A 25,890-nucleotide genomic window follows, 5' to 3' on the forward strand; every position below is an offset into this window, starting at 1 on the left:
GTCCCGCACCCCCCCCGATCCCCACCCGAACCCCCACAGACTGAGAGGCACATCGTGAAGAACAAGATCTTGACGACCGTGGCAGGAGCCGGCACCGTCGCCCTTCTGGCGCTCACCGGCTGCTCGGCCGGCGGCGCGGCGCCCGCCGACGGCACCGTCACGCTGCAGATGGTCGAGAGCCTGACCAACCCCGCTCGCACCGAGCTGATCCGCGGACTGCTCGACAAGTTCGAGGCCGAGAACCCGAAGATCACCGTCAACCTCGTCTCCCCGCCAACGGAGCAGGCCGACCAGAAGATCCAGCAGATGCTGCAGTCCGGCAAGGGCGTCGACGTGCTCGAGGTGCGCGACATCACCGTCGGTCCCTTCACGAACAACGGCTGGCTGCGCGACCTGTCCTCCGACCTCGAGAAGTGGGACGGATGGGACGCTCTCACCGACAACGCGAAGTCGGCGTCCGTGGCCGCCGACGGCAACCGCTACTTCGTGCCCTACGGCTTCTACGGGCTGTCGCTGTTCTACCGCACCGACCTCGTCGAGGCCGCCGGGTTCGACGGACCTCCGCACAGCTGGAAGGAGCTGCTCGAGCAGGCGACCGCGATCCAGGACCCGTCGAACAACATCTACGGCTACGCCTTCCGGGGCGGGCAGAACGCCAACAGCAACGTCGTCGCCGCCATCGAGGCCTACACGATCGACGGCCTCGACGTCGACGACGCCTTCCGCATGGAAGACGGCTCGACGATCTTCGCCGCACCGGAGGCCCAGGAGGCCGTCGACGACTACTTCGCCCTGTTCGAGAAGGCGTCGCCGCCGTCTGCCGTGTCGTGGGGCTACCCCGAGATGGTCGCCGGCTTCACGAACGGCACGACCGCGTTCCTCCTGCAGGATCCCGAGGTCATCGCCACGGTGCAGGACTCGTCGCTCTCCGAAGACCAGTGGGACACGGCTCCGCTCCTCGTCGGCCCGACCGGCAAGGCCGCGCAGCCCCTCGCGGTCGCCGGCTGGGGCGTCGCCGAGGCGAGTGAGCACGCCGACGCGGCCGTGAAGCTCGTCGAGTTCCTGTCGTCGGAGGAGCCGGCGACCGAGTTTGCCCAGGCCAACAGCCTCGTGCCGATCATCGCCTCCGCCGCCGACGACGAGTTCTACTCGTCCGGCCCGTGGACGAGCTACGTCACGATGACCGAAGACCCCGACACCTACGTCAACGTGCGCCAGCCGCGCGGCGTGAGCTGGTGGACCGAATGGATCCAGAAGTCCGACCAGGACGTGCAGAACGTGCTGCTGGGCAACATGACCACGACCGAGCTCCTCGAGTCGTGGGACGCCTTCTGGACGGAGAAGTACGCCGCGGAGAAGGGATGACCGTGGCATCCGCCCGCACGAGGGGAGGCACCGTCGGCACCGCCGGCGGCGCCTCCTCCCGCCGCCGTCCGTTCCGCGGCCGACACGCGCTCACGCTCCTCGGGTTCATGCTCCCGGCGATCGTGTTCGTGTGCTGGTTCACCTACTGGCCGATGCTGCAGGGTGCCCGCATGGCGTTCCACGACTGGAACCTGTGGGACCTCACGTCGACGCCGTTCGTCGGCTTCGACAACTTCCTCGCCGTGTTCCGCGACCCGGCCTTCCCAACGGTGGCGGCCAACTCGGTGCTGTGGGTGGTGGGCTCGCTCGTGCCGCAGCTCGTCATCGGCTTCCTCATCGCGCTCGCACTGCGCAAGAGGTTCCGCTTCCGCGGTCTCTACCAGGCGCTGGTCTTCTTCCCGTGGGCGGTCTCCGGATTCCTCATCGGGATGCTGTTCCGCTGGATGTTCAACGCCGAGTTCGGCGTCGTGAACGACCTGCTCATGAAGGCGGGCATCATCGACGCGCCGCTGCCGTGGCTGGCCGACCCGAAGCTCGCGATGTTCGCGGTGATCGTCGCCAACATCTGGTACGGCGTGACGTTCTTCGCGATCATGATCCTCGCGGCGCTGCAGTCGGTTCCCGACGAGGTGCTCGAGGCGGCCAGCCTCGACGGTGCGGGCAAGGTCCGGCAGCTGTTCTCGATCATCATCCCCTACATCTCGATGACGCTGCTCCTCACTGTCCTCCTCCGGGTCATCTGGATCTTCAACTTCCCCGACATCATCTACGCGATGACGAACGGCGGACCGGCGAACCAGACGCACATCATCACGACCTGGATGATCAACTACACGCAGCAGGGCAACTACGGCATCGCGAGCGCCATCGGCCTGATCGTCGTCGCGTTCCTGTTCGTGTTCTGCGCGTTCTACCTGATGGCGATGCGGAGGGTCCAGCGATGACGATCACCGGAACCACCATGACGGCGACCCGCAGGATCACCGTTCCCGACCCGGCATCCGCCCCTCGCCCCAAGGCGCGGGTCAGCGTCGGCGGGATCGTGCGCGTCGTCGGGCTCGGCCTGTGGCTCGTGATCACCCTGTTCCCGCTGTACTGGATCGCGCTGACGTCGTTCAAGTCACCGGGCACGATCAACGCGTTCCCGATCGAGTACTGGCCGAGCGAGCCGTCGCTGCAGAACTACATCAGCCTGTTCGAGAAGAGCTCCTTCGGCGTCTTCCTCGGCAACTCGGCACTCGTGGCGGTGATCGGCGGAGGGGTCGCGACGCTCATCGCGCTGCTCAGCGCGTACGTGCTGGCGCGTTTCGAGTTCCGGGGGAAGGGCGCGATCCTCATCGCGTTCCTCCTCACGCAGATGATCCCGGCGTTCATCGCGCTCGGCCCGCTGTACTCGATGATGACCGACCTCGGCCTCGTCGACACCAAGCCCGGTCTGATCCTCGTGTACATCGCCATCTGCATCCCCTTCTCGACGGTCATGCTCCGCGGGTTCTTCGAGAACGTCCCCGACGCGCTCGAAGAGGCCGCCATGATCGACGGATGCTCGCGCCTCGGAGCCCTGTTCCGGGTGCTGGTCCCGGTGATGACGCCCGGCATCATCGCGGCGTTCATCTTCAACTTCGTCAACTGCTGGAACGAGCTGTTCCTCTCGGTGGTGCTGATGAACACCGACGCGAACCGCACGGTCCCGTCGGCGCTGAACGGCTTCATCTCGACGTTCAACATCGACTGGGGTTCGATGTCGGCCGCGGCCGTGCTGACCATCCTGCCGACCATGGCGATGTTCGCCCTGGCGAGCCGCTGGATCGTGCAGGGGCTGACCGCGGGAGCCGTGAAGGAGTAGCCGTTCCGGGCGCACCGGGCGGCCTCGTCGAGACCTCGGCCGGAGCGCTCCTCCCCCAGATGCAGAAGACCCCCGCGTGCCGAGGCCGCGGGGGTCTTCTGGTCTGCTCAGACGAGTCCGGATGCTCGGACGAGCCGGTGCATCAGACGAGTCCGCCGACTCAGACGAGCCGGCTCTTCGGCGACACGGAGTAGGTGTTCTCGGCATCCCGGTTGACGACGTCGCCCAGTGCCGTGTCGATCGCCGCCATGGTGTCGGCATCCAGCTTCACGCCGGACGCCTTGACCGTGTCGGCGAGCTGCTCCGGACGTGAGGCGCCGACCAGGGCGGCTGCGACGTTCGGGTTCTGCAGCACCCATGCGATCGCGAGCTGCGGCATCGTGAGCCCCGCCTGCTCCGCGACCGGCTTGAGCTTCTGCACCGCGGTGAGAATCTCGTCGCGCAGGAAGTCCTTGATGAAGTGCGATCCGGAGTGCGGGTCGGTCGCCCGCGAGCCCTCCGGCACCGGCTGGCCGGGGATGTACTTGCCGCTGAGCACGCCCTGCGCCATCGGCGACCACACGATCTGCGAGATGCCGAGCTCCTCGGATGCCGGCACGACCTTGCCCTCGATCACCCGCCACAGCATGGAGTACTGCGGCTGGTTGGAGATGAGCTGGATGCCGAGCTGCTTCGCGAGCGCGTGCCCCTCGCGCAGTTGCTCGGCGGTCCACTCCGAGACGCCGATGTAGAGCGCCTTGCCCTGCCGGACGACATCCGCGAAGGCCTGGAACGTCTCCTCCAGCGGCGTCTCATAGTCGAAGCGGTGCGCCTGGTAGAGGTCGACGTAGTCGGTGCCGAGGCGCTTGAGCGAGCCGTTGATGGACTCCATGATGTGCTTGCGGCTGAGGCCGGTGTCGTTGGGGCCCTTGGGGCCGGTCGGGAAGTAGACCTTCGTGAAGATCTCGAGGCTCTCGCGGCGCTGCCCTTCGAGGGCCTTGCCGAGCACGACCTCCGCTGCCGTGTTGGCGTAGGTGTCGGCGGTGTCGAACGTGGTGATGCCGGCGTCGAGCGCGGCGTGGACCGTCTTGACCGCGGCGTCGTCGTCGACCTGCGACGCGTGCGTGACCCAGTTGCCGTAGGTGATCTCCGAGACCTTGAGACCGCTGTTGCCGAGATAGCGATAGTTGACCATGCGTCCACGCTACTCCCGCCCGCGCATCCGCCGACCCGGTGCGATACCGCCGACCCGGTGCGATGCGCGCGCACGTCCCGTACCGGGTCGACGACACAGTACAGGGTCGCCGCGCCAGCGCCCCCGACCAGCGCGAGGACCCGCGTCAGACCGGCTGAGCAGTGGCGGATGCCGATGACGCGGTGACGATGTCGGCGCGGTCACGGAAGCCCTCGGCCGTGACCTTGTCGAGGTCGACCTGCTTGCGGATCGCCGCCGCGCGCTCATAGAGCGTGGGCTCGCCGTACGACGTCAGCACCTTCACGAGCACGGGCAGCAACTCGATCATGAAGAACAGCGCCGCGATCAGCCAGTGGGCCCACAGGATCGTCGGCTCCTTCTCACTGAGCCGGTTCAGTCCGCTGATCTGGCTGAGGAGCCCGACCGCTCCGGCATTGCCCTGCGCCACGGCATCCGTCCTCGCGTTGTATGCGGCGAGCGCGGACTCGTAGGTCTTCTGCGCAGCGGGCAGCTGAGCCTGCGCCTCCTCGCGATTCTGCTTCTCCGACGAGGCGGTGTTCTCCTTGGCCGACGTGCTCGCCGCCGCCAGCTCGTCGTTGGCTGTGCGCAGCTGCGCCGCGAGTGCGTCGTAGGTCTGCTGCGCCTCGGCGAGCTGGGTCTTGGCTGCGTCGGAGCTCGCGCCCTGGCCGTTCACGCCCGTGCATCCTGGCACCGTGCCCGCCCCCTCGCCGGTGAGCTCGCACTGGTAGAGAGCTCGCGCCTGGTCGATCACCGTCTGCTGGGCCGTCATCTTGGCGGTGAGGTCGTCGACGGTGGCCTGCGCGGCCGCCTCGCTCGCCGACGCCGAGTCCGTGCCGGCGACGATGCCCGTCGCCGCCTGGTTCTGCAGTTCCGCGAGCCGATCGGATGCCGCGTCCAGCGCCTTCTTCTCGGGGCCGTTCTCCAGTGCATCCTGGTCGGACTGCGCCTGGGTGATGTTCGTGGACGCGACCTCGCGGGCGATGTCGTTGTGGAAGATCTGCAGCACGAGGGGCTCGGCGACGACGAAGCCGATGATCGCGGCCATGATGACACGCGGGATGGCGAGGCCGATGAGCCGCCACACGTTCTTCGTCGACGACATGGTCGAGGTCAGGAAGCGGTCGAGGTTGAAGATGATGAGCGCCCACACGAGCGCGAGCGGCACCGCCAGCCAGATCGCGGCCTGCACGCCGGTCGTGAGGGCGAACAGCATGGAGATCGCCGAGACGAGCGCGGTGCCGGCGAGCACGAAGAACATCTGCACGAAGCGCGGCGTCTCTCCGGGCACGCGGTCGAGGATCTCCCCCTCCGCGCCGCCGAGGATCGCGAGAGTGCGCAGTCGGGAGCCGGGAACGCGCGACTTCTTCTCCCGGCGGGGGCGCGGTGCCTTCGTCGGGCGGGCGGATGCCGTCTCGGCATCGGTGCCGTCGTGGTCCGCGGGGTCGATGACCGCGGTCGGGTGCGTCGTCGTGTCGGCGCCGCCGTCGTCAGAGGCCGGCGCGCTGCCGGTCGGCTCGTACGCGCGGAGGAAGTCGAGGTCGTCGTCGGTGACCGAGCCTTCGGGACCGTCGGTCTCGAACGTGATCCGACCCTGGGAGTCCATCCGGCCCGGGCGATGCGCGGAGTAGTCCATCCTTCGAGGGTAGGAAAGGCCGCCTGTGGATACCCCGGACGATCCCTGCACGGCTTCCCAGGTTCGGGGTGCGCCTTCTCGCGGGCGGTGACAGGCTGGGAACATGAAGACGCTGCTTCTCGCGCGGCACGCGAAGTCCGACTGGAGCCTCTCCGGCGTGGGCGACCACGAGCGTCCTCTCAACAGGCGCGGACGCCGCGACGCGCCCGTCATGGCGACGCGGCTCGTCGACGACGGGCTCGCGCTGGACCACCTGGTCTCGAGCAGTGCGACCCGCGCGCGCAGCACGGCAGAGGCGTATGCCGCCGCGTTCCGGCTCTCCGTCGTCGAGGAGCCGCTGCTGTACGCGGCATCCGCTCGCTCGATCCTCGCGATCGCAGCTGCGCTGCCCGACGAGAGCGAGGTCGCGATGCTCGTGGGGCACAACCCCGGCATGAGCGATGCGGTGCTCGAGCTCACCGGATCGAGCGTGGGGATGCCCACGTGCGCCGTCGCAGAGTGCGCGGTCGACATCGGCTCCTGGGCCGAGCTCATCGAGGGGTCTGGGCGGATGCTGCGCCTCCGCACGCCCCGCGATGGCGAGTAGCCGCCGTCCTCCGCTCCGTCCTGTCGCCCCCTCCCCCTCGCTCACCCGCGGATCGCTGACGACGCCGGGCGGCACACGGCGCCGAGCACGGCCCGACGCCGGGCGACACCCGACGCCGGCGCGGCTCAGGCCATCGCGGCCGCGGCGGCCTCGTCCTCCGTGGTCGCGACGAGCTGTCCGCACGCGCCGTCGATCTCCTTGCCGCGGGTGTCGCGGAGGGTCGTCGGGATGCCGGCATCGTTGAGGCGCCGCACGAACTCGTCCTGCACGTCCTTCTCCGATGAGGTCCAGATCGACCCCGGCGTCGGGTTCAGCGGGATGGGGTTCACGTGCACCCAGCCACGGCCGCGGGCGTTGAGCTTCTCGGCGAGCAGGTCGGCGCGCCAGGCGTGGTCGTTCATGTCCTTGATGAGCGCGTACTCGATCGACACGCGGCGACCGGTCTTCTGGAAGTACTCGTAGGCGGCGTCGAGGGCCTCGTCGACCTTCCACCGGGAGTTCACCGGGATGAGCTCGTCGCGCAGGTGGTCGTCGGGCGCGTGGAGGGAGAGCGCGAAGGTCACGGGGATGTTCTCGTCGGCGAGCTTCTTGATCGCCGGCACGAGTCCGACGGTCGAGACCGTGATGCCGCGGGCGCTCATGCCCAGACCCTCGGGCTGCTGCGCCACCATGACGCGGACGGCGTCCATCACACGCTTGTAGTTGGCCAACGGCTCACCCATGCCCATGAAGACGATGTTGCTGACGCGCTCCATCGAGTGGTCGTCACGGCGCTTGCCGCCGAGCTCGCCGTTCGCGATGGCGCGGTTGGCCCGCACGATCTGCTCGATGATCTCGGCGGTCGACATGTTGCGGGTGAGACCCGCCTGGCCCGTGGCGCAGAAGGGGCAGTTCATGCCGCAGCCGGCCTGGCTCGATACGCACAGCGTGATCCGGCCGGGATAGCGCATGAGCACGGACTCGACGAGGGCACCGTCGTGCAGGCGCCACAGGAACTTGATGGTGTCGCCGCGGTCGGTCTCCAGGCGGCGCACCTCCGTGAGGAGCGGCGGGAGCATGCCGGCGACGAGGTCGTCGCGGATGCCGGCGGGGAGGTCGGTCATCTCCGCGGGGTCGGACGTGTAGTGCGCGAAGTAGTGGGTGGCGAGTTGCTTGGCACGGAAGCCGGGGAGCCCCAGCTCCTTCACCTTCTCGATGCGCTCGGCCGGTGTGAGGTCGGCGAGGTGCACGGGCGGCTTGCCGCGCTTAGGGCTCGCAAACTGCAGGAGAGGACGGCCTTCGGCATCCTTCTGCTGGGTCCAGCCTTCGGTGCGGGGGCGCACCTGCGTACCGCCCGTCGTGCGGATCTCCCCCTGCGGGGACGCGGATGCCGGCCGCGTCTGGCGCGTGCGGGGAGTGTCGGTCATATCTCCAGGGTACGGGCTGGCAGGTGGGAGACGGCTGGGGCGATGTCGGATGCCCTTCCTAGACTGGCTGGCATGGACCTGCTCTGGATCGCCCTCGGCGTCGCCGCCCTCCTCGTCGTCGTCTTCGTGGTTCGTGCCGCTCTCCGGTCGATGAGACCGAAGGTGCCGACTCCCGCAGCGCCGACAACGGCGATCCCGGTGATCCGCACGAGCGTTCCGCGTGCCCTGTCTCCCGCGACTGCGGCCGAGGTCGATCGTCTGGTGCGCGCAGAACAGAAGATCGCGGCGATCAAGGTGCTGCGCGACGCGACGGGCGTATCGCTGCAGGAGGCGAAGGACCGCGTCGATCGCTGGGTTCCCGGCGGCGATGCAGCGCAACAGCTGTCTCCTCCTGGCGGGCCGATCGACACCGCAGCCACTCTGTCGGGGATGCGCTCCGCGAGTGAGGTGCGCGCCACGCTTTCGCCGTCCGTCGCTGAGGAGATCGACCGGCTCGTGGTGACAGAGCAGCCCGTCGCCGCCATCAAGCTGCTCCGCGACCACACCGGATACGGACTCAAGGAGTCGAAGCACCTGGTCGAGACGTGGGGGCGCGGGCCGCGCTAGCGCCGGCTCAGCCGAAACCTCCCCCTGACCTCAGTCGAGGAAGATGTCCGGGAACAACCGGTCGTCGGGGGTACCCGGAACCGCCGCATACCGCGAGAAGTCGGTGACGCCGTCGGCCTCGAGCACGTCCTCCACGATGAGCGACTGCCCCGTGTACGACCGTGCCGGCTTCGTGAGCACGGAGTACGCGGCATCCGCGTAGATATCCGCCGTACGACTGGCTGCCATGACTCGGTCGCCGCCGAGCAGGTTCTGCACCGCCGCCGTCGCGATGGTGGTGCGTGGCCAGAGCGTGTTGGCGGCGATGCCGGCATCCGCGAACTCCGCCGCCAGGCCGAGCGTGACCATGGTCATGCCGAACTTCGCGAGCGTGTAGCCGGTGTGCGCGCCGAGCCACTTGGGAGTGGGGTTGAGGGGCGGCGAGAGGGAGAGGATGTGCGGGTTCTCGGCCTCCTTCAGGATCGGCACTGCCGCGCGCGACAGCATGAAGGTCCCGCGGACGTTCACGTCCTGCATGAGGTCGTACTTCTTCGCCGAGAGGTCTAGCGACCGCGACAGATCGATGACGCTGGCGTTGTTGATGACGATGTCGATGCCGCCGAACTCGCCCTGGGTCTTCAGCACGGCACTCGTGATGTCATCGTCGTCGCGCACGTCTCCGACGATCGGCAGGGCCTGCCCGCCTGCGGCCCGGATCTGCTCCGCCGCGGTGTGGATCGTGCCCTCGAGCTTCGGGTGCGGTGTGTCGGTCTTCGCCAGCATGGCGATGTTCGCCCCGTCGCGTGCCGCCCGAAGTGCGATCGCGAGCCCGATGCCGCGGCTGCCGCCCGACATGAGGATCGTCTTTCCTGCCAGTGACATCCCTCTTCCTTCCTCCGTGACCCCGTCGCCAGGCTCCGGTATGAGTTGTGGTTGGTTTTTCGCTCATTTCCCGACCACAACTCATACGGGAGCAAAGCGCGGGGTGGGTTACCTCGGCGCCATCCGGATCGCGCCGTCGAGGCGGATCGTCTCGCCGTTGAGGTAGCCGTTCTCGATGATGTGCAGTGCCAGGGCCGCGTACTCCTCGGGCTTGCCGAGCCGCGACGGGTACGGCACCTGCTGCCCGAGCGAGTCCTGCGCGGCCTGCGGCAGTCCCATGAGCATCGGCGTCTCCATGATGCCGGGGGCGATCGTGCACACGCGGATGCCGTGGCGCGCGAGCTCGCGGGCGACGGGAAGCGTCATGGCGTGCACGCCACCCTTCGATGCCGAGTACGCCGGCTGGCCGATCTGTCCGTCGAACGCCGCGACGCTCGCGGTGTTGATGATGACACCGCGGTCGCCGGACTCGGTCGGATCGTTCTTCGCGATCACCGCGGATGCCTGCGACAACACGTTGAACGTGCCGACGAGGTTGATCCGGATGATGCGCTCGAAGTCGGCGAGCACGGCGGGGTTGCCGTCGCGATCGAGCACTTTCGCGGGCGGCGCGATGCCGGCGCAGTTGACGACGACGCGAAGAGGCGCCGCAGCCTGTGCCGCCGACACAGCGGCCTGCACGTCATCGACGCTCGTGACGTCGGCGGCGGCGAAGCGGCCGCCGAGCTCCTCCGCGAGCTCTGCACCCTTCGACGACGCGAGGTCGACGATCGTGACCTGAGCGCCGGCGGCGGCGAGGCGGCGGGCCGTGGCGAGCCCGAGGCCCGAGGCTCCGCCGGTGATGAGCGCACCCTGCCCGGTGATCTGCATGACTTTCTCCTTCGAACGTCGTTGTGCGACTGAGTGTCAGCCTAAGTGATTCTTGGTCTCAAACGTGCATCGTCGGCAGTGGGGCTGGCGAACGCCGGCGTTCGGGTGTTGGCTGAGCGTATGGAACTGCGTCGAAAGCGAGCCTACGACACGCCCTCGGCGGATGACGGCTTCCGCGTGCTGGTCGATCGGCTCTGGCCCCGCGGAGTCTCGAAGGAGCACGCTCGCATCGATCTCTGGGCCAAGGACACGGCACCGTCACCTGAATTGCGCCGGGAGTGGCACGCGGCCCCCGAGAGCGAATGGAGCACCTTCGCCGAGCGCTACCGCGCGCAGCTGACGCATGAGTCGGCGGATGCTCTGCACGAGCTCGCCGACCAGCTCCGCACGCACCCGGTGGTGACCCTCGTGTATGCCGCGCACGACCCCGAGCACAACCACGCCACGGTCCTCGACGAGGAGCTGCGCAAGCTCCTCTGACCACCCCGGCCAGCAACGGCGTGCCGCCTAGCTCCCGCCACCGAGGGTGAAGTGCCATGCCCCGGTGACGATCGCCGCCGTGATCGACACGACCGGGATGAGCGCGGCGAGGAGCACCAAGGCCGTGTCCTTGCGCGTCCACCGCGACGGCCGCGCCCAGGTGCGCGCCGTCGAGCCGCCGAACCCGCGGGCCTCCATCGCCGTCGCCAGCGACGAGCCTCGGCGGATGGCGAGCACGAAGAGGGCGAAGGCCATGCCGAGCGCGCGCCGCACGCGCCCCTGGTCGGCGACGCCGCGTGCGCGACGGGCGAGGGCGAGGGCGCGCCAGTCGTCTGCCAGCAGCCCCAGCATCCGCATCCCTGCGAGGGCGCCGATCACGAATCGCGCGGGCAGCCTGAGGCGCTGTCCGAGATCGTCGGCGAGATCGGTGGGGTCGACGGTCACGAACAGCACCACCGACGGCAGGCCGATCGCGAGCACGCGCACGGCCGTGGCGGCCGCGAGCGACAGCGATCCGTCGCTCACCCGCAGGAACAGCCACTCGACATGCACCTCTCCGCTCTGTGCGCCGTAGAGGGCGATGGTGACGGCGCTCAGCGGCGCGGCGATCCACAGCACGGCGGTGCGTGTCCAGAATTCTCGCGGACCGAGCCCGGCGAGCACGAGCAGCGGGATCTCGAGGAGCAGCGCGACGGATGCCGACACCACGTCGATCGTCAGCACGAGCGGGAGGGCGATGAGCAGTGCCGCGGCGAGTTTCGCGAGCGCCGACCGCGGGGCGATCGGACCGCTGCGCTCGATGCGCGCCGTGAGCGGATCGATCATGACCCCACCTCGATCGTGCGGGCGTGGAGCGCCTGCAGCACGGCGTCGTCGTGTGTGATCGCGACGATGGCCGCCCCGTCGTCACGCAACCGGGCGATGAGGGCGACCAGCTCGGCCCAGGTCGTCGCATCCTGCCCGAAGGTGGGCTCGTCGAGCACGAGCACGCGAGGGCGCGTCGCGAGGGCGGCCGCGACGGTGAGGCGCCTCTTCTCGCCGCCGGAGAGCGTGTACGGGTTCGCTTCCGCGAGCTCGGTCAGCCGCAGGCGATGCAGCAGCTCGTCGGTGCGCGCCGCGATCTCGCTGTCGGGGAGCGCGAGGGCGCGAGGCCCGACGGCGAGTTCGCCGCGCACGGTCGTGGCGAGCAGCTGGTGCTCGGGGGTCTGCAGCACGGTGGCGGTGCGGGTGAGCAGGGAGCGGGACTTCCACCGATAGGGGTCGGCTGTTTCCCCCGCGCGCAGCGCCGGCGTGGCGGCGACCCGGCCGGACTCGGCCGGCAACAACCCCGCGACCGTGAGGCCGAGGGTGGACTTGCCCGCCCCGTTCGGTCCGGTGATGCCGATCGCCTCCCCCGCACGCACGTCGAGGGTGAAGGGACCGGCGACCGGGATGCCGCGCCTCCGCGACACGACGAGGTCGTGAGTCTCGATCAACGCCTCCCCGGGTGCGTGTGCGGGCGGCGGCGGGGCGGACGGCGGATGCCCCGGCACCCACACGCCGGATGCCGCGAGGTCTGCGCCGCGAGCTCCCAGCACCTCGTCGGGCGTTCCGTCGGCGAGCACCACGGTGCCCTCCGGTTCGGCGCCGAGCACGATCACGCGGTCGACGAGGGGAAGCCACACGTCGATGCGGTGCTCGATGACGACAAGGGTCGCGCCGGTGGCATCGAGCGCCGCGGCCACGGCGTCGCGCACGTCGAGCACGCCTGCGGGGTCGAGGTTGGCGGTGGGCTCGTCGAGCAGGATCGCCCCGGGGCGCATCGCGAGCACCCCGGCGAGCGCGAGCCGCTGCTTCTGCCCGCCCGAGAGGGCCGATGTCGAGCGGTCCAGTGCGACGTCGAGCTCGACCGCCGCCATGGCCTGCGCGACCCTGGTCCAGATCTCCGCACGCGGGACGCCGAGGTTCTCGCATCCGAACGCGATGTCGTCACCGACGCGGGCGAGCATCGTCTGGGTGTCGGGGTCTTGCAGCACCATGCCGACGCGGCCGCGGACGCCGGCGGCGGGGGCGCCGTCGACGAGCAGAGCGCCGTGCGACTCGCCCTCGTCCGCGCCGCCGAGCACGCCGCCGAACCCCTGCAGCAGCGTCGACTTTCCGGAGCCGGATGCGCCGAGCAGCAGCACGCGCTCGCCCGGCTCGATGCGCAGGTCGACCTCGCGCACGGCCCATCGCCGTCGTGTGGCGTAGCGCCATCCCCAGCCGCGCGCCTCCAGCGCGGCCGGGTGGACATGGTCGCTCACACGCGTGCGGTGACCTCGCGGCCGGCCGCGAATCGGCTCAGCGCGCCTGTCGCGGCGAGCCCGCGCGTGATCAGCCAGGCGCCGAGTCCGGCGATGATCGCACCGGACACGGTGGTCGACGCGATGTACACGGTGGTGAAGAGCGTGTCGACGCCGGGGTACCAGAGCACGCGGTCGTTGATGCCGCACGCGAGGCCCGCACCGGCCCCGGCGAGCATGGCGACGGGCAGACGCCAGACGCCGTAGAGGAAGACCAAGAAGATCATTTCGGCGCCGAGGCCCTGCGCGAGTCCGGACACGATGGTGAGCGGGCCCCACGCGTTGCCGATGAGTGCGGAGATCGTCGCGGCGACGAGCTCGGTGTACAGGGCCGCCCCCGGCTTGCGGATGATGAGACCGCCGAGCACTCCGGCGATGAGCCATGGACCGGCGAGCAGCCCCTGGACTCCGGGGAGCAGGGACTTGAGGAACACGCCGGGACCTTCGTAGCCGACGTTCCACAGCAGGAAGACGACGGCGCACGCGACAGCGACGACGCTGGCGACGACGATGTCGACGACGCGCCAGCGCAGCACGCGGGGTGCGGCGGTGGAGGACGATGCGGATGCCGCATTCGTCACGGTGTGGTCAGTGGATGCACTCATTGGAACTCCTCCCTGCGCCGGCATGATCCGGATCAGGTTCGACGGTCGAAGCGCGATTCGCTCCCTCTCAGCCCGGCTCGCCGGACTCCCGTGGTTGTGCTGACGATCATACCGAGTCGCGACACCGACGGGGTCACGAGTCGACGCGACCCCGTTTCTCCGAACGGATTCGGTACCGTAAGCAGGTGACCGCTCCCGATTCCGCCGACGCCACCACACCGGTGCCGGATGCCCCGGCGCGCCCCGCGGACGACGCAGGAGCGGTTGCGGATGCCGCGGCACTCCCAGCCGTCGGCGGTGCCCGCCCGCACTCCGATCAGGGCTCCGGGCTGTCCCCTGCTCCATCAGCCGCGCCGTCCTCTGCTCCGTCAGCCGAGCTGTGCTCCGGGCTGTCCCCTGCTCCGTCAGCCGAGCCGACCGCGCTGGATGAGCTCGGCCTCGACGTTCCCGCATCCGAGGCGCCGCGCGCGCTGTGGGCGCCCGCGGGAGCCGGCGCGACGGCTCTCACCTGGGTCGACCCGGCCGTGGTCGCCGACTCGCCCGCCGTCACGGGATTCGACGCGGTCGAGCGCGAGACTCAGCGTGCATCGCTGCTGGCCGATGCGCACCTGCGCTCCGCGATCACCCGCCCGGCCGCCCTGGTTCCTCTCGGTGTGCTCATGGGGCTGCTCGCCACGTATGCCGGAACGACTCTGCTCTGGCCTCTGCACGAGGTCGCACCGACCGTCACCGTGGCCGATGTCGCAGTCGCGCAGACCCCGGCCGCCGCCATCACCTGGCCGCAGCAGGGCAGCGCTGCGGTCGGCGTCGGCGGCATCGGCACGGTGGCGTCGACGGACGACCGTGCGGTGATCGCCAGTGTGACGAAGGTCGTGAGCACGCTCATGGTGCTGGATCGGATGCCGCTGGCTCCCGGCGAGCAGGGGCCCGAGTTCTCCTTCACGAGAGCCGACAGCCAGGCGTACTGGTCGTACCGTCGCGCGGATCAGTCGGCTCTCGACGTGCCGGTGGGCGGCACGCTCACCGAGCTGCAGATGCTGCAGGGCACGCTGCTGGGTTCGGCGAACAACTACATCGACCGGCTCGCCAAGGAGATCTGGGGCTCGAATCAGGCGTTCGCCGCCGCGGCCGAGACGTGGCTGAGCGAGCGCGACCTCGACGGCATCACGGTGGTGACGCCCTCAGGCTTCGACGAGGGGAATGTCGCGACGCCCTCGGCGCTCGTCAGGCTCGCGGAGCTCGCGATGCAGAACCCCGTGTTCGCCGGCATCGTCGGCATGGAGTCGGTGGAGCTTCCGGGCGCAGGTCGCGTGGTGAACACGAACGGCATGCTCGCCGACCCCGGCGTGGTCGGCGTGAAGACGGGGACTTTGGGCGAGAGCTGGAACCTGCTGACGGCGAAGGACGTCGAGGTCGACGGGACGAGCGTGCGCCTCTATGCCGCCGTGCTCGGCCAGGAGGACGACGACATGCGCCTCGAGGCGACGCGCTCTCTGTTCAGTCAGGCCGAGGCCGAGCTGCAGGGGCAAGGTCCGGTCGTCGACGAAGGCACCGTCGTCGGAACGGTCGAGACGCTGTGGGGCGCATCCGCGGACATCGTGACCGATGCCGACACGGACGTGGTGCGCTGGAACGCCGCCACCGTGACGACCGAGGCGGACATCGACCTCGGCGATCACCGGGAAGCGGGCGACCGCGTGGGCACTCTGACGGCGACCGGCCCGCTGAACTCGGTGACGACGCCGCTGACCCTGGCCCAGCAGGTCGACGGGCCGAGCGCGTGGTGGCGGCTCACGCACCCCCTGGAGCTGCTCGGCCTGTCCGACGACACCCACCGATAGACGGATCGCCCCTCCCCGAGGTTTCTCGGGACGGGGCGACCTGAGTCTTCCTGGACTTCCGGCGCTCCCGCCAGCTCCGGCGCGACCACCGCGCCCGGGGCTTCCACCGCGCCCGGGGCTTCCGGCGCGCCGGGCACGACCGGCGCGACGGAAGCCCGCCGTCAGTCGGACCGCTCTGCCGTGTCCGGACGTTCGACGACGGCCTGCGCCGCAGCGGCCTCGGCGACAGGCGTCTCCGCCCCGACCGCTGCGCCGACGCGGGCATCGGCCGCGACGGCTTCCGCCTCGCCGGTGACCACGACAGGTGTGCTGCCGGTGAGGGCCTCCTCGGCGTCGATGTCGGTCGCTGCCTGCTCGAACTGCGACTGGTAGAGGCGCCAATAGGCCCCCTGCGCCGCGATGAGCTCGTCGTGCGTGCCCTTCTCGACGATGTCACCGTGCTCCATCACGAGGATGAGGTCGGCGTCGCGGATGGTCGACAGACGGTGGGCGATGACGAACGAGGTGCGACCTTCGCGCAGCGCCGCCATCGCGTGCTGCAGCAGCAGCTCGGTGCGCGTGTCGACCGCCGACGTCGCCTCATCGAGGATGAGGATCGACGGCTGAGCGACGAACGCACGCGCGATGGTGATGAGCTGGCGCTCACCCGCCGACACGTTCGAGGCGTCCTCGTCGAGCACCGTGTCGTAGCCCTCGGGGAGCGCGTGCACGAACCGGTCGACGTATGTCGCCTTGGCCGCGGCGAGAACCTCGTCATCGGTCGCCGTGGAGCGGCCGTAACGGATGTTCTCGCGGATGCTCCCGGCGAACAGCCACGGGTCTTGCAGCACCATTCCGGTGCGCGACCGCAGGTCGTCGCGCGTCATCTTCGAGATGTCCTGACCGTCGAGCAGGATGCGTCCGCCGCTGAGCTCGTAGAAGCGCATGATGAGGTTGACCAGCGTGGTCTTGCCCGCACCCGTCGGCCCCACGATCGCGACCGTCTGACCGGGCTCCACCCGGAACGACAGGTCGGTGATGAGCGGGCGCTCCGGCGTGTACGAGAAGGCGACGTTCTCGAATTCGATCACGCCTCCCTGATCCGGTCCCTGAGCCCGGCGAAGGGCCGGCGCCTCCTCGGCATCCGGATCCTGCTCGTCGGCGTCGAGGAGTTCGAACACCCGCTCGGCGGATGCCGTGCCCGACTGGACGACCGCGGCCATGCCGCCCAGCTCGCTGAGCGGCTGCGTGAACTGCTGCGAATACTGGATGAAGGCCTGCACGTCGCCGAGCCGCAGGTTGCCGCTCGCGACCATGAGGCCTCCGAGCACGGCGATCCCGACGTAGGTGAGGCTTCCGACGAAGGTCATCGCCGGCATGATGATGCCGGCGAGGAACTGCGCCTTGAAGCTCGCCTGGTACAGCTCCTCGTTCTCGTCCTTGAACCGGTCGAGGGCGTCCTGCTCGCGGCCGAACACCTTGACCAGCGCGTGGCCCGAGAACGCCTCCTCGACGCGCGCGTTGAGGCGGCCGACCTTGCGCCACTGGATGCCGAACGCCTTCTGCGATCGGGGACCGATGATGCCGAAGATCACGCCCATGAGCGGCAGCGCCACGAGGGCGACGAGTGCCAGCTGCCACGAGATCGAGAACATCAGCACGAGCACGCCGACGACGGTCAGCACCGACGTCAGCGCGCCCGAGAGCGACTGCTGCATCGTCTGCGTGATGTTGTCGATGTCGTTGGTGACGCGAGAGATGAGCTCACCGCGCTGCACCTTGTCGAAGTACGACAGCGGCAGGCGGTTGATCTTCGCCTCCACCTGCTCGCGCAGGCGCCACATGGTGCGCACCATGATGACGTTGATGACGTAGCCCTGGATCCAGCTCAGCAGGGCGGCGGCGACGTAGATCGCGAGCACGGCGAGGATGATGCCCCGCAGCGCGTCGAAGTCGACGCCGTCACCGACGGAGAAGTCCCTCATGGCGGCCACCATGTTGGCGAAGTCGTCCTGACCGGCCGACCGGAGCGCCTCGACCACCGCGCTCTTCGGCGTGCCCGCAGGGAACCCGGGGAAATCGCCCATCTTCTGTCCGAGCTGGTTCGCGATGAACCCCTCGTAGACGATGTTGGTCGCTTCTGCGAGCACCTTGGGCGCGGCGACCGTGAGCACGACGCCGATGGCGCCGAGCACCGAGACCAGCACGAACCACACTGCCGACGGCTTGAGCAACCCGATCATCCGCCCGAAGCTCTTGCCGAAGTTGTCGGCCTTGCCCGGAGCGACGCTGTCCCAGCCGCCCGCGTTCTGCCGCGCCTGCTCGGCGAGCTCGGCCTCGTACTTCTCGGCGTCGGTGAGCTCGCGCTCCTCCGTCGTCGCGGCACCGGAGGCCGCGGCGGCCCGTGCGGCCGCGATGCGCTCGCGACGGCTCTTCGCCCCCTTCGCGGGGCCCGCGGGAGGCTGCTCGCTCATGCGTCCACCCCCAGCTGCGACTCGACGATCTCGCGATAGGTCTCGCTGGTCTCGAGCAGCTCCTCGTGGGTGCCCACTCCGACCATGGTTCCTCCTTCAAGGACGACGATGCGATCGGCATCCGTGATCGTGGACACGCGCTGTGCCACGACGATCTTGGTGACGTGCGGAAGCTCCCGCCACAGCGCCTGTCGCAGGCGTGCGTCGGTGGTGAGGTCGAGCGCGGAGAACGAGTCGTCGAACACGAGGATCTGCGGCTGGTGCACGATGGCCCGCGCGATGGCCAGACGCTGACGCTGGCCGCCGGAGACGTTCGTGCCGCCCTGCGCGATCCGCGACTCGAGCTTGTCGGGCATCTCCTCGACGAAGTCACGGCCCTGAGCGATCTCCAGCGCGCGCCAGAGCTCGTCGTCCGTTGCGTCTTCCCGGCCGTAGCGGAGGTTGGACGCGACGGTGCCGGTGAAGAGGAACGGTCGCTGCGGCACGAGTCCGATGCCCTTCCACAGCGCTTCGACATCGGCCTCGCGCACGTCGGTGCCGCCGACGTACACCGCTCCGCCCGACACGTCGAACAGTCGTGGAATGAGCGAGACCAGCGTGGTCTTGCCCGCGCCGGTCGATCCGACGATGGCGACGGTCTCACCGGGGCGGGCCGCGAAGCTGATGCCCGAGAGCACAGGCGACTCGGCGCCGGGGTAGGTGAACTCGACGTCGTCGAAGGCGACGGCTCCCGGCTCCGGGAACTCGGTGACGCCGTTGGCGGGGCGCTCCATGCTCGACGTCGCGTCGAGCACCTCGCCGACGCGCTCGGCCGACACCGCAGCGCGCGGGATCATCATCGCCATGAAGCTCGACATGATGACGCCCATCATGATCTGGCCGATGTACTGCATGAAGGCGAACAGCGTGCCGACCTCGACCGCCCCGGTGTTGACCTCGATGCCGCCGAACCAGATCACGCCGACCACGGTGACGTTGAGGATCAGCATGAACAGCGGGAACAGCAGCACGAACAGCGACCCGACGTTGCGGCCGACCACCATGATGTCGGTGTTGGCCTCGCGGAACCGCTCCTCCTCGATGCGTTCGCGCACGAAGGCGCGCACCACGCGGACGCCGGTGAGCTGTTCGCGCATGACGCGGTTCACGGCGTCGAGCTTGCTCTGGTACTTGCGGAACAGCGGGACCATGCGGCCGATGATGATGCCGGCGACGATGAGCAGCACGGGCACAGAGACGGCGATGAGCCAGCTCAGGCCGACGTTCGTCTGCACGGCCATGATGATGCCGCCGATGGCGAGCAGGGGCGCCGTCACGAACATCGTCGCGCCCATCATGGCGAGCATCTGCACCTGCTGCACGTCGTTCGTGTTGCGGGTGATGAGCGACCCGGCGCCGAACTGCGAGACCTCGCGCTCGGAGAATCCGCTCACCTTCGCGAACACGTCGGATCGGATGTCACGGCCCGCGCTCATGGCTGCACGCGCGGCGAAGTACGTCGCGATGATCGACGCGACGATCTGACCGAGCGACACCGTGAGCATGAACAGGCCGGTGCGCCAGATGTAGCCGGTATCGGCCTGGGCCACGCCCTTGTCGATGATGTCGGCGTTCAGGCGGGGAAGGTAGAGGGTGGCGAGGGCGCTGGCGAATTGGAACACCAGCACTCCGAGCAGCAGCCACCGATATCTGGACAGGTAGCGGACGAGGATCTTTCCCAGCACAGGCGGACTTTCCTTGAGGGGTCGAGCAGCCGATTTCCCCGCGGGTGGATGACCCGCCGACAATCGGCCGCATCACAGAGTGCCATGTGCCACAGACATTCGCATCCCCCTTACGGTGGGCCTTCGCTGACAGCGAACCTTTCCCGCTCCGGCCTGCGGTTTCTGCACCGAGGCGAAGAACGCGCCCCGTCGGGATCAGAACAGCGCGCGTTCCGGCACGTAGGCGCGGGCGTCCGCCCCGGCATCCGGTGCCAGGTCGTCGATCGTGGGCGGATCCCAGCGCGGCGAACGGTCCTTGTCCACCACCTGAGCCCTGATCCCCTCCACGAGATCCGGATGCCGGTGCACGAACCACAGCACCCTCCGGTACTCCCCCTCGAGAGCGGCGCGCAGCCCCGACATCTCTCTCGCCTCCCGGACCGCGTCGAGCGTCACCGCCAGTCCGGTCGGAGCGAGGCTCTCGAGCAGGTCCGCCGTGTCCGCGGCGTCCGTCTCTCCTGAGGCTCGCAACCGCGCGATGATCTCGCGCACGTCGGGAGCCGAGAAGGCCTCGTCGATCCATGCCCGTGACGCAGGCAGGTGCGACGGATCGGGGGTCTCGTCGAAGAGCAGCACGATCTCACTCGGCCCCGTGGGGTCCGCCCGGTGCGCCAGCGCGTCGCGCAGCGCGTCGAGTCGTTCCGACGGGACGAAGTGGTCGGCGAAGCCGAGATACAGGGCGTCCGCCGCGTTCATGGTGCGTCCGGTGAGGCCGAAGTACTCGCCGAACCTCCCCGGAGCACGTCCGAGCAGCCAGGTGCCGCCGACGTCGGGGGTGAAGCCGATGCGCGTCTCGGGCATCGCGAGCGTCGAGCGCTCGGTGACGACGCGGATCGCCGCATGCCCGGCGAGGCCGATCCCGCCGCCCATGGTGATGCCGTCGGCGATGGCGACCACGGGCTTCGGATACTCGGCGATCATGGCGTCGAGCGCGTACTCCGCCCGGAAGAAATCGATCGTCTCGTCGGTGCGCCCCGCCACGATCTGCGAGTGCAGGGCGCGGATGTCTCCACCCGCGCACATGCCCCGCTCCCCCGCGCCGTCGATCATCACGATCTGCACGTCGGTGTCGTGACGCCACGCGTCGAGCGCCGCCGTGAGGAGGGAGATCATGTCCTGATCGAGCGCGTTGATGGCCCGCGGCCGGTTAAGGGTGAGTCTGCCGAGAGCCCCTTCGGTGCGGACGAGGACCTTGGGGGCGTCTGTGGAATCGGTCACGAGTGTCACGTTACTCCGTTGCCCGCGGCTCCTCTCGAGCGGGAAATACGCGATCGGGGCGCTTTTCCGGCAGGATAGATGGAACTGCCCACTGCAACGAGAGGTCGCGGATGCCCGACGGACAGGTGCTCGAGTTCACGCACGTCACGAAGCGCTTCAACGATGTGACGGCGGTCTCCGACTTCTCCGCACGTGTCGAACCCGGCGTGGTGACCGCGTTCCTCGGTCCGAACGGCGCAGGAAAGACCACGACGCTGCGCATCCTGCTCGGCCAGGTGCGCCCCACGAGCGGTACGGCGACCATCGGCGGCGTCGCGTACGCCGACCTCCGCACGCCGCTGCGCACGATCGGCGCCGTGCTGGAGGAGACGGTCTACCGGCCGCGGCGGACCGCCGGCAGACAGCTCACGATCGCGGCGAAGGCGAACGGCATCCCGCTCTCGCGCGTCGACGAGGTCCTTCGCCTGGTCGGCCTCGAGGGCGAGGGCGAAGGGCGTATCGGCAGCTTCTCGCTCGGCATGCGTCAGCGCCTGAGCGTCGCGCACGCTCTGCTCGGCGACCCGGGCACTCTCGTGTTCGACGAGCCCGCGAACGGACTGGACCCCGAGGGCATCCGCTGGATGCGCCTGCTCATGCGCCGCCTCGCCGACGAGGGCCGCACGGTCGTGGTGTCGTCGCACGTGCTGAGCGAGGTCGAGCAGGTGGCCGATCACGTGCTCGTGCTCTCCAAGGGGCAGCTCATGCTGTCGAGCGGGATCGAGAAGCTCGCGGACCCGTCGGCCGGCTCGGTGGTCGTCGACGCGGTCGACCGCGACGGGCTGCGCGCCGCTCTCGCCCAGGCCGGCCTGGAGTTCGAGGTGCTGCGGTCGGGCCTCACCGTACGGGGGACGGATGCACGCACTGTCGGCGCCGCTGCCGCCTCGGCCGGCGTGGCCCTGAGCACGCTCGTGCAGCGGGGCCCGACGCTTGAAGACGTGTTCATCGAGCTCGTCCGAGGCAGTGGACTCGGAGCCAAGGCGGAGGCGGCCGCGACCCAGCTGCTGCACCCCGGCGCCGGCGAGGCGCCGGCGGACTCCGGCACCGGGGATTCCGGTGTGGCGGATGCCGAGGCTTCGGATGCCGAGGCTTCGGGTATCGATGCGGAGGGTGCCGGGGTGGCGGATGCCGGGGTGGCGGATGCCGGGGTGGAGAGTGCCGGTGCAGCCGGCGACGCAGGCGCCACCGAACTGCCGGACGCCGCAGAGCCGCTGCCCCTCGATGCCGAGAGCGTCCCGAGCGATCCGGTGGCCGCCGCGACCCTGACGGCCGGCGCCGGCGCCGCGATGGACGCCCAGCCTCACATCGATGACGCGCCCGCGGAGGACGCGGTCGCGCCCGCCGAAGACGCGGTTGCGCCCGCCGAGGCCCCGGTCGCGGCATCCTCCGAGGACACTGTCGCCGCGTCCGCCGACGCCCCCGTCGCGGACGAGAGCGCTCCCGCCGGTCCTTCCTTCGACGACATCCTGTTCGGCACCGGGGAAGCCGCCGAGCAAAGCGACGGCGACGCGCTCTTCGACGGACCGCGCCACGCGACGACCGACGACGCGGCATCCGAGCCTGCCTCGTCCGCCCCCGCCCTGTCGTTCGCCACAACACCGTCGTTCGCGGCAGCCCCGTCGTTCGCGAGCGGGTTCCCCGCGGCCGAGAACGCCGAGAACGACGCCGAAGCCGGGAACGAAGCCGAAACCGAGGGAACCGTCGACGCACGCCCGCAGAACGGCGACGCTCCCGCCGCGCAGAACGGCCCCGTCGAACCAGCCGCGGACACCGCCGAACACGCCGGTATCGAGGTGTTCGACGCGCTCGCCTCGTCCGGGGACGACGAGACTGATGCGCACGAGCACGACACTCTCTTTGACGAGCGCACTGCCTCGGGCGGCGGCGAGCACGGTGACTCCGGCGACGGCGAGCAGGGTGAAGATTCAGGCCTCGACGCGGCTCCCGCCTCGGACGACCGCACGGATGGCGACGACGATCCCCGGGTCGCCGCCGTCTCCTCGATGCTCGCAGCCGCCGCGCGGGCCTACTACGAGGACGAGCCGCGGCCGTACCCGTTGAGCGACGCCGTCTCGCAGGTCTCCGACGGTGGCGCGCCGCAGGAGTCCGCAGTCGCCGACGCCGGCCCCGAGTCGACGGACCATGCGGCGTCGGAAGAGAGCACGTCCGCAGATGGCGAGTCCGACGCCTCGGGCGAACAGCACGAGTCCGGCGACACCCAGGCCGGCCACGAGAGCGCCGAGGACGAAGCACACTCGACAGTCGGCGAGCACACGCCTGGTGCCGAGCACACGCCTGATGCCGGGCACCAGGGCGACGCCGAACACCAGGGCGACGCCGAACACCAGGGCGACGCCGAACACCAGGGCGACGCCGAACACCAGGGCGACGCCGAACATCAGGGCGACGCCGAGCACATGCCTGATGCCGGGCACCAGGGCGACCAGCATCCGCACTGGTGACCGCGCGTCACACGACCGTTTCGAACCCCTCTGTGCGCCGCCACGGAGGGGTTCGTCGTCTGCGGCAGGTGGCTCAGGCCGGTCGCGGACGGATGACGGGGCGCCGTTTGCCCTTGCCTGCCGGTGTCGGGCTGGTCGCGACGATCTCCTCGACATCGGCCGGTTCGCCCGACACCTCCAGGCGCAGGGCCTGGGTGAGGGCGAGCCCGTGACGCGTCGTCAGGATCAAACGCCGGTATTCACCGTCACCGTCGAGGTCGACGACCACGCTGGGCCTCCGCCGTCGGATGAGCACGAAGTCCACGCTGCCCGCAGCCTTCCACGTCCCCGCGGCGAGGACGCCGGGGATGTGCGTGCCAGGATTCGGGACGCCTCTGAGCCAGGTCCATGCGTCGTCGGTGAGCTGCACCTTGCTGATGCTCTCGCGCGGGATGCGGACGTTCTCGCGGTGGAACGTCGCGGCGCGTTCGAGTGGCGACAGCACGACCTCCAGTTGCGTCCTGTCCAACAGCAGCGTCACCATGCCACCAGTCTGCCAGCGGCATCCTCCCAGTTGTCTGGAACTTGCTCACAGGACCGCAACGATCGTTTGTCGCATTCCATCATTCCGTCTGACACCTCCATCGAGTTTCGAACATATGTACTATACTCGAGGCATGGGAACCGCTGACGACGAACTCGACCGGCGCCGAGAACTGCTCGACGCGTGGGTCGACGCGCGGCGCCAGATCGCGAAGTGGGAGGCGACGGCGGCGTCTCTCCTCTCCGATCGGCTCCGGTTGCACGAGTCGGAAGTCGAGGAGCAGGGTTTCCACCGCGACGCGATGAGGCGCTCTATGATCGCGGAGTACTCCGCCGCCGGCCACGTCCCGACGACGACCATGGAGAACGCCTTCGCCGATGCGTTCCTGCTCGACGCGCACCCGGCGGTGCGCGAGTCGTTCGCCCGGGGCACGATCACGGCAGCCCACGTCAGAGAGATCGTCCAGGCAGGTGCTGTGGTCGACCAGGCTGTCCGCGAACAGCGGGCGGATGCCGAGACGCTGACGCTCTTCGATATCGCGGCTCTCGTCGTCGCCGAAAGCGACACCGTGGCGCGCACACGGGCGCACGCACGCCGCGTCGCGGCATCGCTGGTCGGCGAGACCGTCGTCGAGAGGCATCGGCGCGCCGCAGGCGAGCGCAGCGTCACGATCAGGTCGGTCGGCGACGGCCTTGCGCTGCTGCAGGTCGTGCTCCCGGAGCACCTGGCTTCGGCGATCTACGACCGGCTGTCACAGCTCGCGCATCATGTCATCGACACCAGGAGCTGCGCCGAGGGCGAGGGCGACGGCGAGCGTCCGGAGTCCGCAGACGCTCGCAACTGCGCGGAGCGCACAGCCGTCTTCGATGACGACCCCGAACCGATCTTCGCGCAAGACCTGTTCCCCTCTGATCCAGCCCTCGACACGTACGACGCTTTCGCCGGAGCCATCTTCGGCGAAAGCGACACCTTCACCCTCGATCCGCTGCCCGCAGGCGCCGCCCCTGCCCCGGCTCGTGCAGGCACTGCCCTTGCTGCCGTTCCCGGAGGCGCCGATTCTCCGGCCGGAGGCGCCGATTCTCCGGCCGGAGATTCTTCGGCTGCGGGGTCGACGGGGCCCGTCCGACGCCGCGACGGCGACACCCGTTCGATCGACCAGGTACGGGCCGACCTCCTCGCCGATCTCCTCCTCGCGGCAGACCCGACGTCGGTCGCGGGCACCGGTGCTGAGAGCATCCGCGGTCGAATTCAGGTCACGATCGCAGCGACGACGCTGGCGGGCGCTGACGATCGACCGGCGGAACTCGACGGTGTAGGGCCCATCGCCCCGGAGATCGCCCGCGACCTTGCAGGTCATCACACCGGATGGGCGCGCCTCTTCCTCGACCACACCGGCATGGTCACGGCCACCGACGGATACACGCCCACGGCGGCGATGCGACGACTGCTGCGGGCACGCGACCAGCATTGCCGCTTCCCAGGATGCCGTATGCCGGTCCACCGGTGTCAGGTCGACCACAACCACGATCATGCCAAGGGCGGGCCCACACGAATCGACAACCTGAGCAGCTTCTGCGTCGGTCATCATGCACTCAAGCATCCGGACATCGACGCGAGGCACCGATGGACGGCCCGACAGCTGCCCGACGGCACGGTGGAATGGACCAGTCCACTCGGGCGCACCTACGGTGATCCACCTCCACGCCGCGTCATGTTCGTGTAGGCATCACACTCGTCTAGGTCGTGTCAGGACTGCATGTCAGAACTGCATGCCGGGCCTGCATGTCAGAACTGCATATCCGGCCTGCATTTGGCGTGCA

Annotated in this window: 21 protein-coding genes and 1 riboswitch; of the genes, 9 read left to right on the forward strand and 12 right to left on the reverse strand. The window is 69.4% G+C overall.

The window, feature by feature from the left end; genetic code table 11:
- Positions 1 to 54: 54 nt before the first annotated feature.
- The 3 genes from AB663_RS02435 to AB663_RS02445 are packed head-to-tail and all read left to right on the forward strand — an operon-like array spanning position 55 to position 3,211.
- Positions 55 to 1,365, forward strand: a complete 1,311-nt coding sequence (locus tag AB663_RS02435; protein WP_067195437.1) for an ABC transporter substrate-binding protein — start codon at positions 55 to 57, stop codon at positions 1,363 to 1,365.
- Positions 1,362 to 2,309 (forward strand): carbohydrate ABC transporter permease, encoded by a 948-nt coding sequence (locus tag AB663_RS02440; protein WP_067195440.1) that lies wholly within the window; start codon positions 1,362 to 1,364, stop codon positions 2,307 to 2,309. Before AB663_RS02435 ends, AB663_RS02440 begins: the two co-directional genes overlap by 4 nt.
- Positions 2,306 to 3,211 (forward strand): carbohydrate ABC transporter permease, encoded by a 906-nt coding sequence (locus AB663_RS02445; protein WP_198147909.1) that lies wholly within the window; start codon positions 2,306 to 2,308, stop codon positions 3,209 to 3,211. Before AB663_RS02440 ends, AB663_RS02445 begins: the two co-directional genes overlap by 4 nt.
- Before the next feature lie 160 nt (positions 3,212 to 3,371).
- On the opposite strand, the gene AB663_RS02450 is transcribed toward AB663_RS02445, so the two are convergent.
- Both AB663_RS02450 and AB663_RS02455 read right to left on the reverse strand, forming a co-directional pair.
- Positions 3,372 to 4,385 carry an aldo/keto reductase family protein gene (locus AB663_RS02450; protein ID WP_067195444.1) on the reverse strand — a complete coding sequence of 338 codons (1,014 nt, stop codon included), beginning with the start codon at positions 4,383 to 4,385 and terminating at the stop codon, positions 3,372 to 3,374.
- Positions 4,386 to 4,530: 145 nt separating this feature from the next.
- Entirely contained in the window at positions 4,531 to 6,039 is a 1,509-nt protein-coding gene (locus AB663_RS02455; protein WP_067195446.1) for a DUF4407 domain-containing protein, read from the reverse strand.
- 103 nt (positions 6,040 to 6,142) lie between these two features.
- Here AB663_RS02455 and AB663_RS02460 point away from each other — a divergent pair, with 103 nt between their 5' ends.
- Positions 6,143 to 6,625 carry a SixA phosphatase family protein gene (locus AB663_RS02460; protein ID WP_067195449.1) on the forward strand — a complete coding sequence of 161 codons (483 nt, stop codon included), beginning with the start codon at positions 6,143 to 6,145 and terminating at the stop codon, positions 6,623 to 6,625.
- A gap of 125 nt (positions 6,626 to 6,750) precedes the next feature.
- Here the strand turns inward: AB663_RS02460 and rlmN are convergent, their stop codons facing one another.
- Positions 6,751 to 8,031: a 23S rRNA (adenine(2503)-C(2))-methyltransferase RlmN gene (rlmN, locus tag AB663_RS02465; protein WP_067195452.1), complete on the reverse strand. Its 1,281-nt coding sequence runs from the start codon at positions 8,029 to 8,031 to the stop codon at positions 6,751 to 6,753.
- A gap of 72 nt (positions 8,032 to 8,103) precedes the next feature.
- Here rlmN and AB663_RS02470 point away from each other — a divergent pair, with 72 nt between their 5' ends.
- Positions 8,104 to 8,637: a ribosomal protein L7/L12 gene (locus tag AB663_RS02470; RefSeq protein ID WP_067195455.1), complete on the forward strand. Its 534-nt coding sequence runs from the start codon at positions 8,104 to 8,106 to the stop codon at positions 8,635 to 8,637.
- A 30-nt stretch (positions 8,638 to 8,667) separates the two neighbouring features.
- Here AB663_RS02470 and AB663_RS02475 read toward each other — a convergent pair whose 3' ends face one another.
- Together AB663_RS02475 and AB663_RS02480 are read right to left on the reverse strand one after the other, a co-directional pair.
- Positions 8,668 to 9,498, reverse strand: coding sequence for an SDR family oxidoreductase (locus AB663_RS02475; protein ID WP_067195458.1), 831 nt, complete (start codon positions 9,496 to 9,498; stop codon positions 8,668 to 8,670).
- A gap of 108 nt (positions 9,499 to 9,606) precedes the next feature.
- A complete protein-coding gene (locus AB663_RS02480; RefSeq protein ID WP_067195462.1) occupies positions 9,607 to 10,368 on the reverse strand; it encodes an SDR family NAD(P)-dependent oxidoreductase in 762 nt (253 codons plus the stop codon).
- Between the two features lie 120 nt (positions 10,369 to 10,488).
- Here AB663_RS02480 and AB663_RS02485 point away from each other — a divergent pair, with 120 nt between their 5' ends.
- Positions 10,489 to 10,848, forward strand: a complete 360-nt coding sequence (locus AB663_RS02485) for a DUF488 domain-containing protein (protein ID WP_067195466.1) — start codon at positions 10,489 to 10,491, stop codon at positions 10,846 to 10,848.
- Positions 10,849 to 10,875: 27 nt separating this feature from the next.
- Here AB663_RS02485 and AB663_RS02490 read toward each other — a convergent pair whose 3' ends face one another.
- The 3 genes from AB663_RS02490 to AB663_RS02500 form a co-directional block, all read right to left on the reverse strand.
- On the reverse strand, positions 10,876 to 11,673 hold the full coding sequence (locus AB663_RS02490; RefSeq protein WP_067195469.1) for an energy-coupling factor transporter transmembrane component T family protein: 798 nt from the start codon (positions 11,671 to 11,673) through the stop codon (positions 10,876 to 10,878).
- Complete coding sequence (locus AB663_RS02495; RefSeq protein ID WP_232304610.1) at positions 11,670 to 13,130, reverse strand: ABC transporter ATP-binding protein; 1,461 nt, start codon at positions 13,128 to 13,130, stop codon at positions 11,670 to 11,672. Before AB663_RS02495 ends, AB663_RS02490 begins: the two co-directional genes overlap by 4 nt.
- Complete coding sequence (locus AB663_RS02500) at positions 13,127 to 13,774, reverse strand: ECF transporter S component (RefSeq protein ID WP_067195472.1); 648 nt, start codon at positions 13,772 to 13,774, stop codon at positions 13,127 to 13,129. Before AB663_RS02500 ends, AB663_RS02495 begins: the two co-directional genes overlap by 4 nt.
- Positions 13,765 to 13,876: riboswitch (TPP riboswitch) on the reverse strand. It overlaps the preceding gene by 10 nt.
- 83 nt (positions 13,877 to 13,959) lie before the next feature.
- On the opposite strand from AB663_RS02500, the gene AB663_RS02505 reads away from it, so the two are divergent.
- A complete protein-coding gene (locus AB663_RS02505; protein WP_067195475.1) occupies positions 13,960 to 15,615 on the forward strand; it encodes a D-alanyl-D-alanine carboxypeptidase family protein in 1,656 nt (551 codons plus the stop codon).
- A 161-nt stretch (positions 15,616 to 15,776) separates the two neighbouring features.
- Here the strand turns inward: AB663_RS02505 and AB663_RS02510 are convergent, their stop codons facing one another.
- The 3 genes from AB663_RS02510 to AB663_RS02520 all read right to left on the reverse strand — a co-directional run bounded on the left by AB663_RS02510 (position 15,777) and on the right by AB663_RS02520 (position 21,049).
- Positions 15,777 to 18,068 (reverse strand): ABC transporter ATP-binding protein, encoded by a 2,292-nt coding sequence (locus AB663_RS02510; RefSeq protein ID WP_083511064.1) that lies wholly within the window; start codon positions 18,066 to 18,068, stop codon positions 15,777 to 15,779.
- Positions 18,065 to 19,792 carry an ABC transporter ATP-binding protein gene (locus AB663_RS02515; protein ID WP_067195478.1) on the reverse strand — a complete coding sequence of 576 codons (1,728 nt, stop codon included), beginning with the start codon at positions 19,790 to 19,792 and terminating at the stop codon, positions 18,065 to 18,067. The genes AB663_RS02510 and AB663_RS02515 overlap by 4 nt, the downstream gene beginning before the upstream one ends.
- A 195-nt stretch (positions 19,793 to 19,987) precedes the next feature.
- Positions 19,988 to 21,049 (reverse strand): enoyl-CoA hydratase/isomerase family protein, encoded by a 1,062-nt coding sequence (locus AB663_RS02520; RefSeq protein WP_067202010.1) that lies wholly within the window; start codon positions 21,047 to 21,049, stop codon positions 19,988 to 19,990.
- Between the two features lie 110 nt (positions 21,050 to 21,159).
- On the opposite strand from AB663_RS02520, the gene AB663_RS17295 reads away from it, so the two are divergent.
- Complete coding sequence (locus tag AB663_RS17295) at positions 21,160 to 23,547, forward strand: ATP-binding cassette domain-containing protein (RefSeq protein ID WP_198147910.1); 2,388 nt, start codon at positions 21,160 to 21,162, stop codon at positions 23,545 to 23,547.
- A 73-nt stretch (positions 23,548 to 23,620) separates the two neighbouring features.
- On the opposite strand, the gene AB663_RS02530 is transcribed toward AB663_RS17295, so the two are convergent.
- Positions 23,621 to 24,070 carry a hypothetical protein gene (locus AB663_RS02530; protein ID WP_067195482.1) on the reverse strand — a complete coding sequence of 150 codons (450 nt, stop codon included), beginning with the start codon at positions 24,068 to 24,070 and terminating at the stop codon, positions 23,621 to 23,623.
- A gap of 133 nt (positions 24,071 to 24,203) precedes the next feature.
- On the opposite strand from AB663_RS02530, the gene AB663_RS02535 reads away from it, so the two are divergent.
- Positions 24,204 to 25,793: an HNH endonuclease signature motif containing protein gene (locus AB663_RS02535; protein ID WP_067195485.1), complete on the forward strand. Its 1,590-nt coding sequence runs from the start codon at positions 24,204 to 24,206 to the stop codon at positions 25,791 to 25,793.
- Positions 25,794 to 25,890: the final 97 nt, after the last annotated feature.

This window comes from Microbacterium sp. XT11, from assembly GCF_001513675.1.
Lineage (GTDB): Bacteria > Actinomycetota > Actinomycetes > Actinomycetales > Microbacteriaceae > Microbacterium.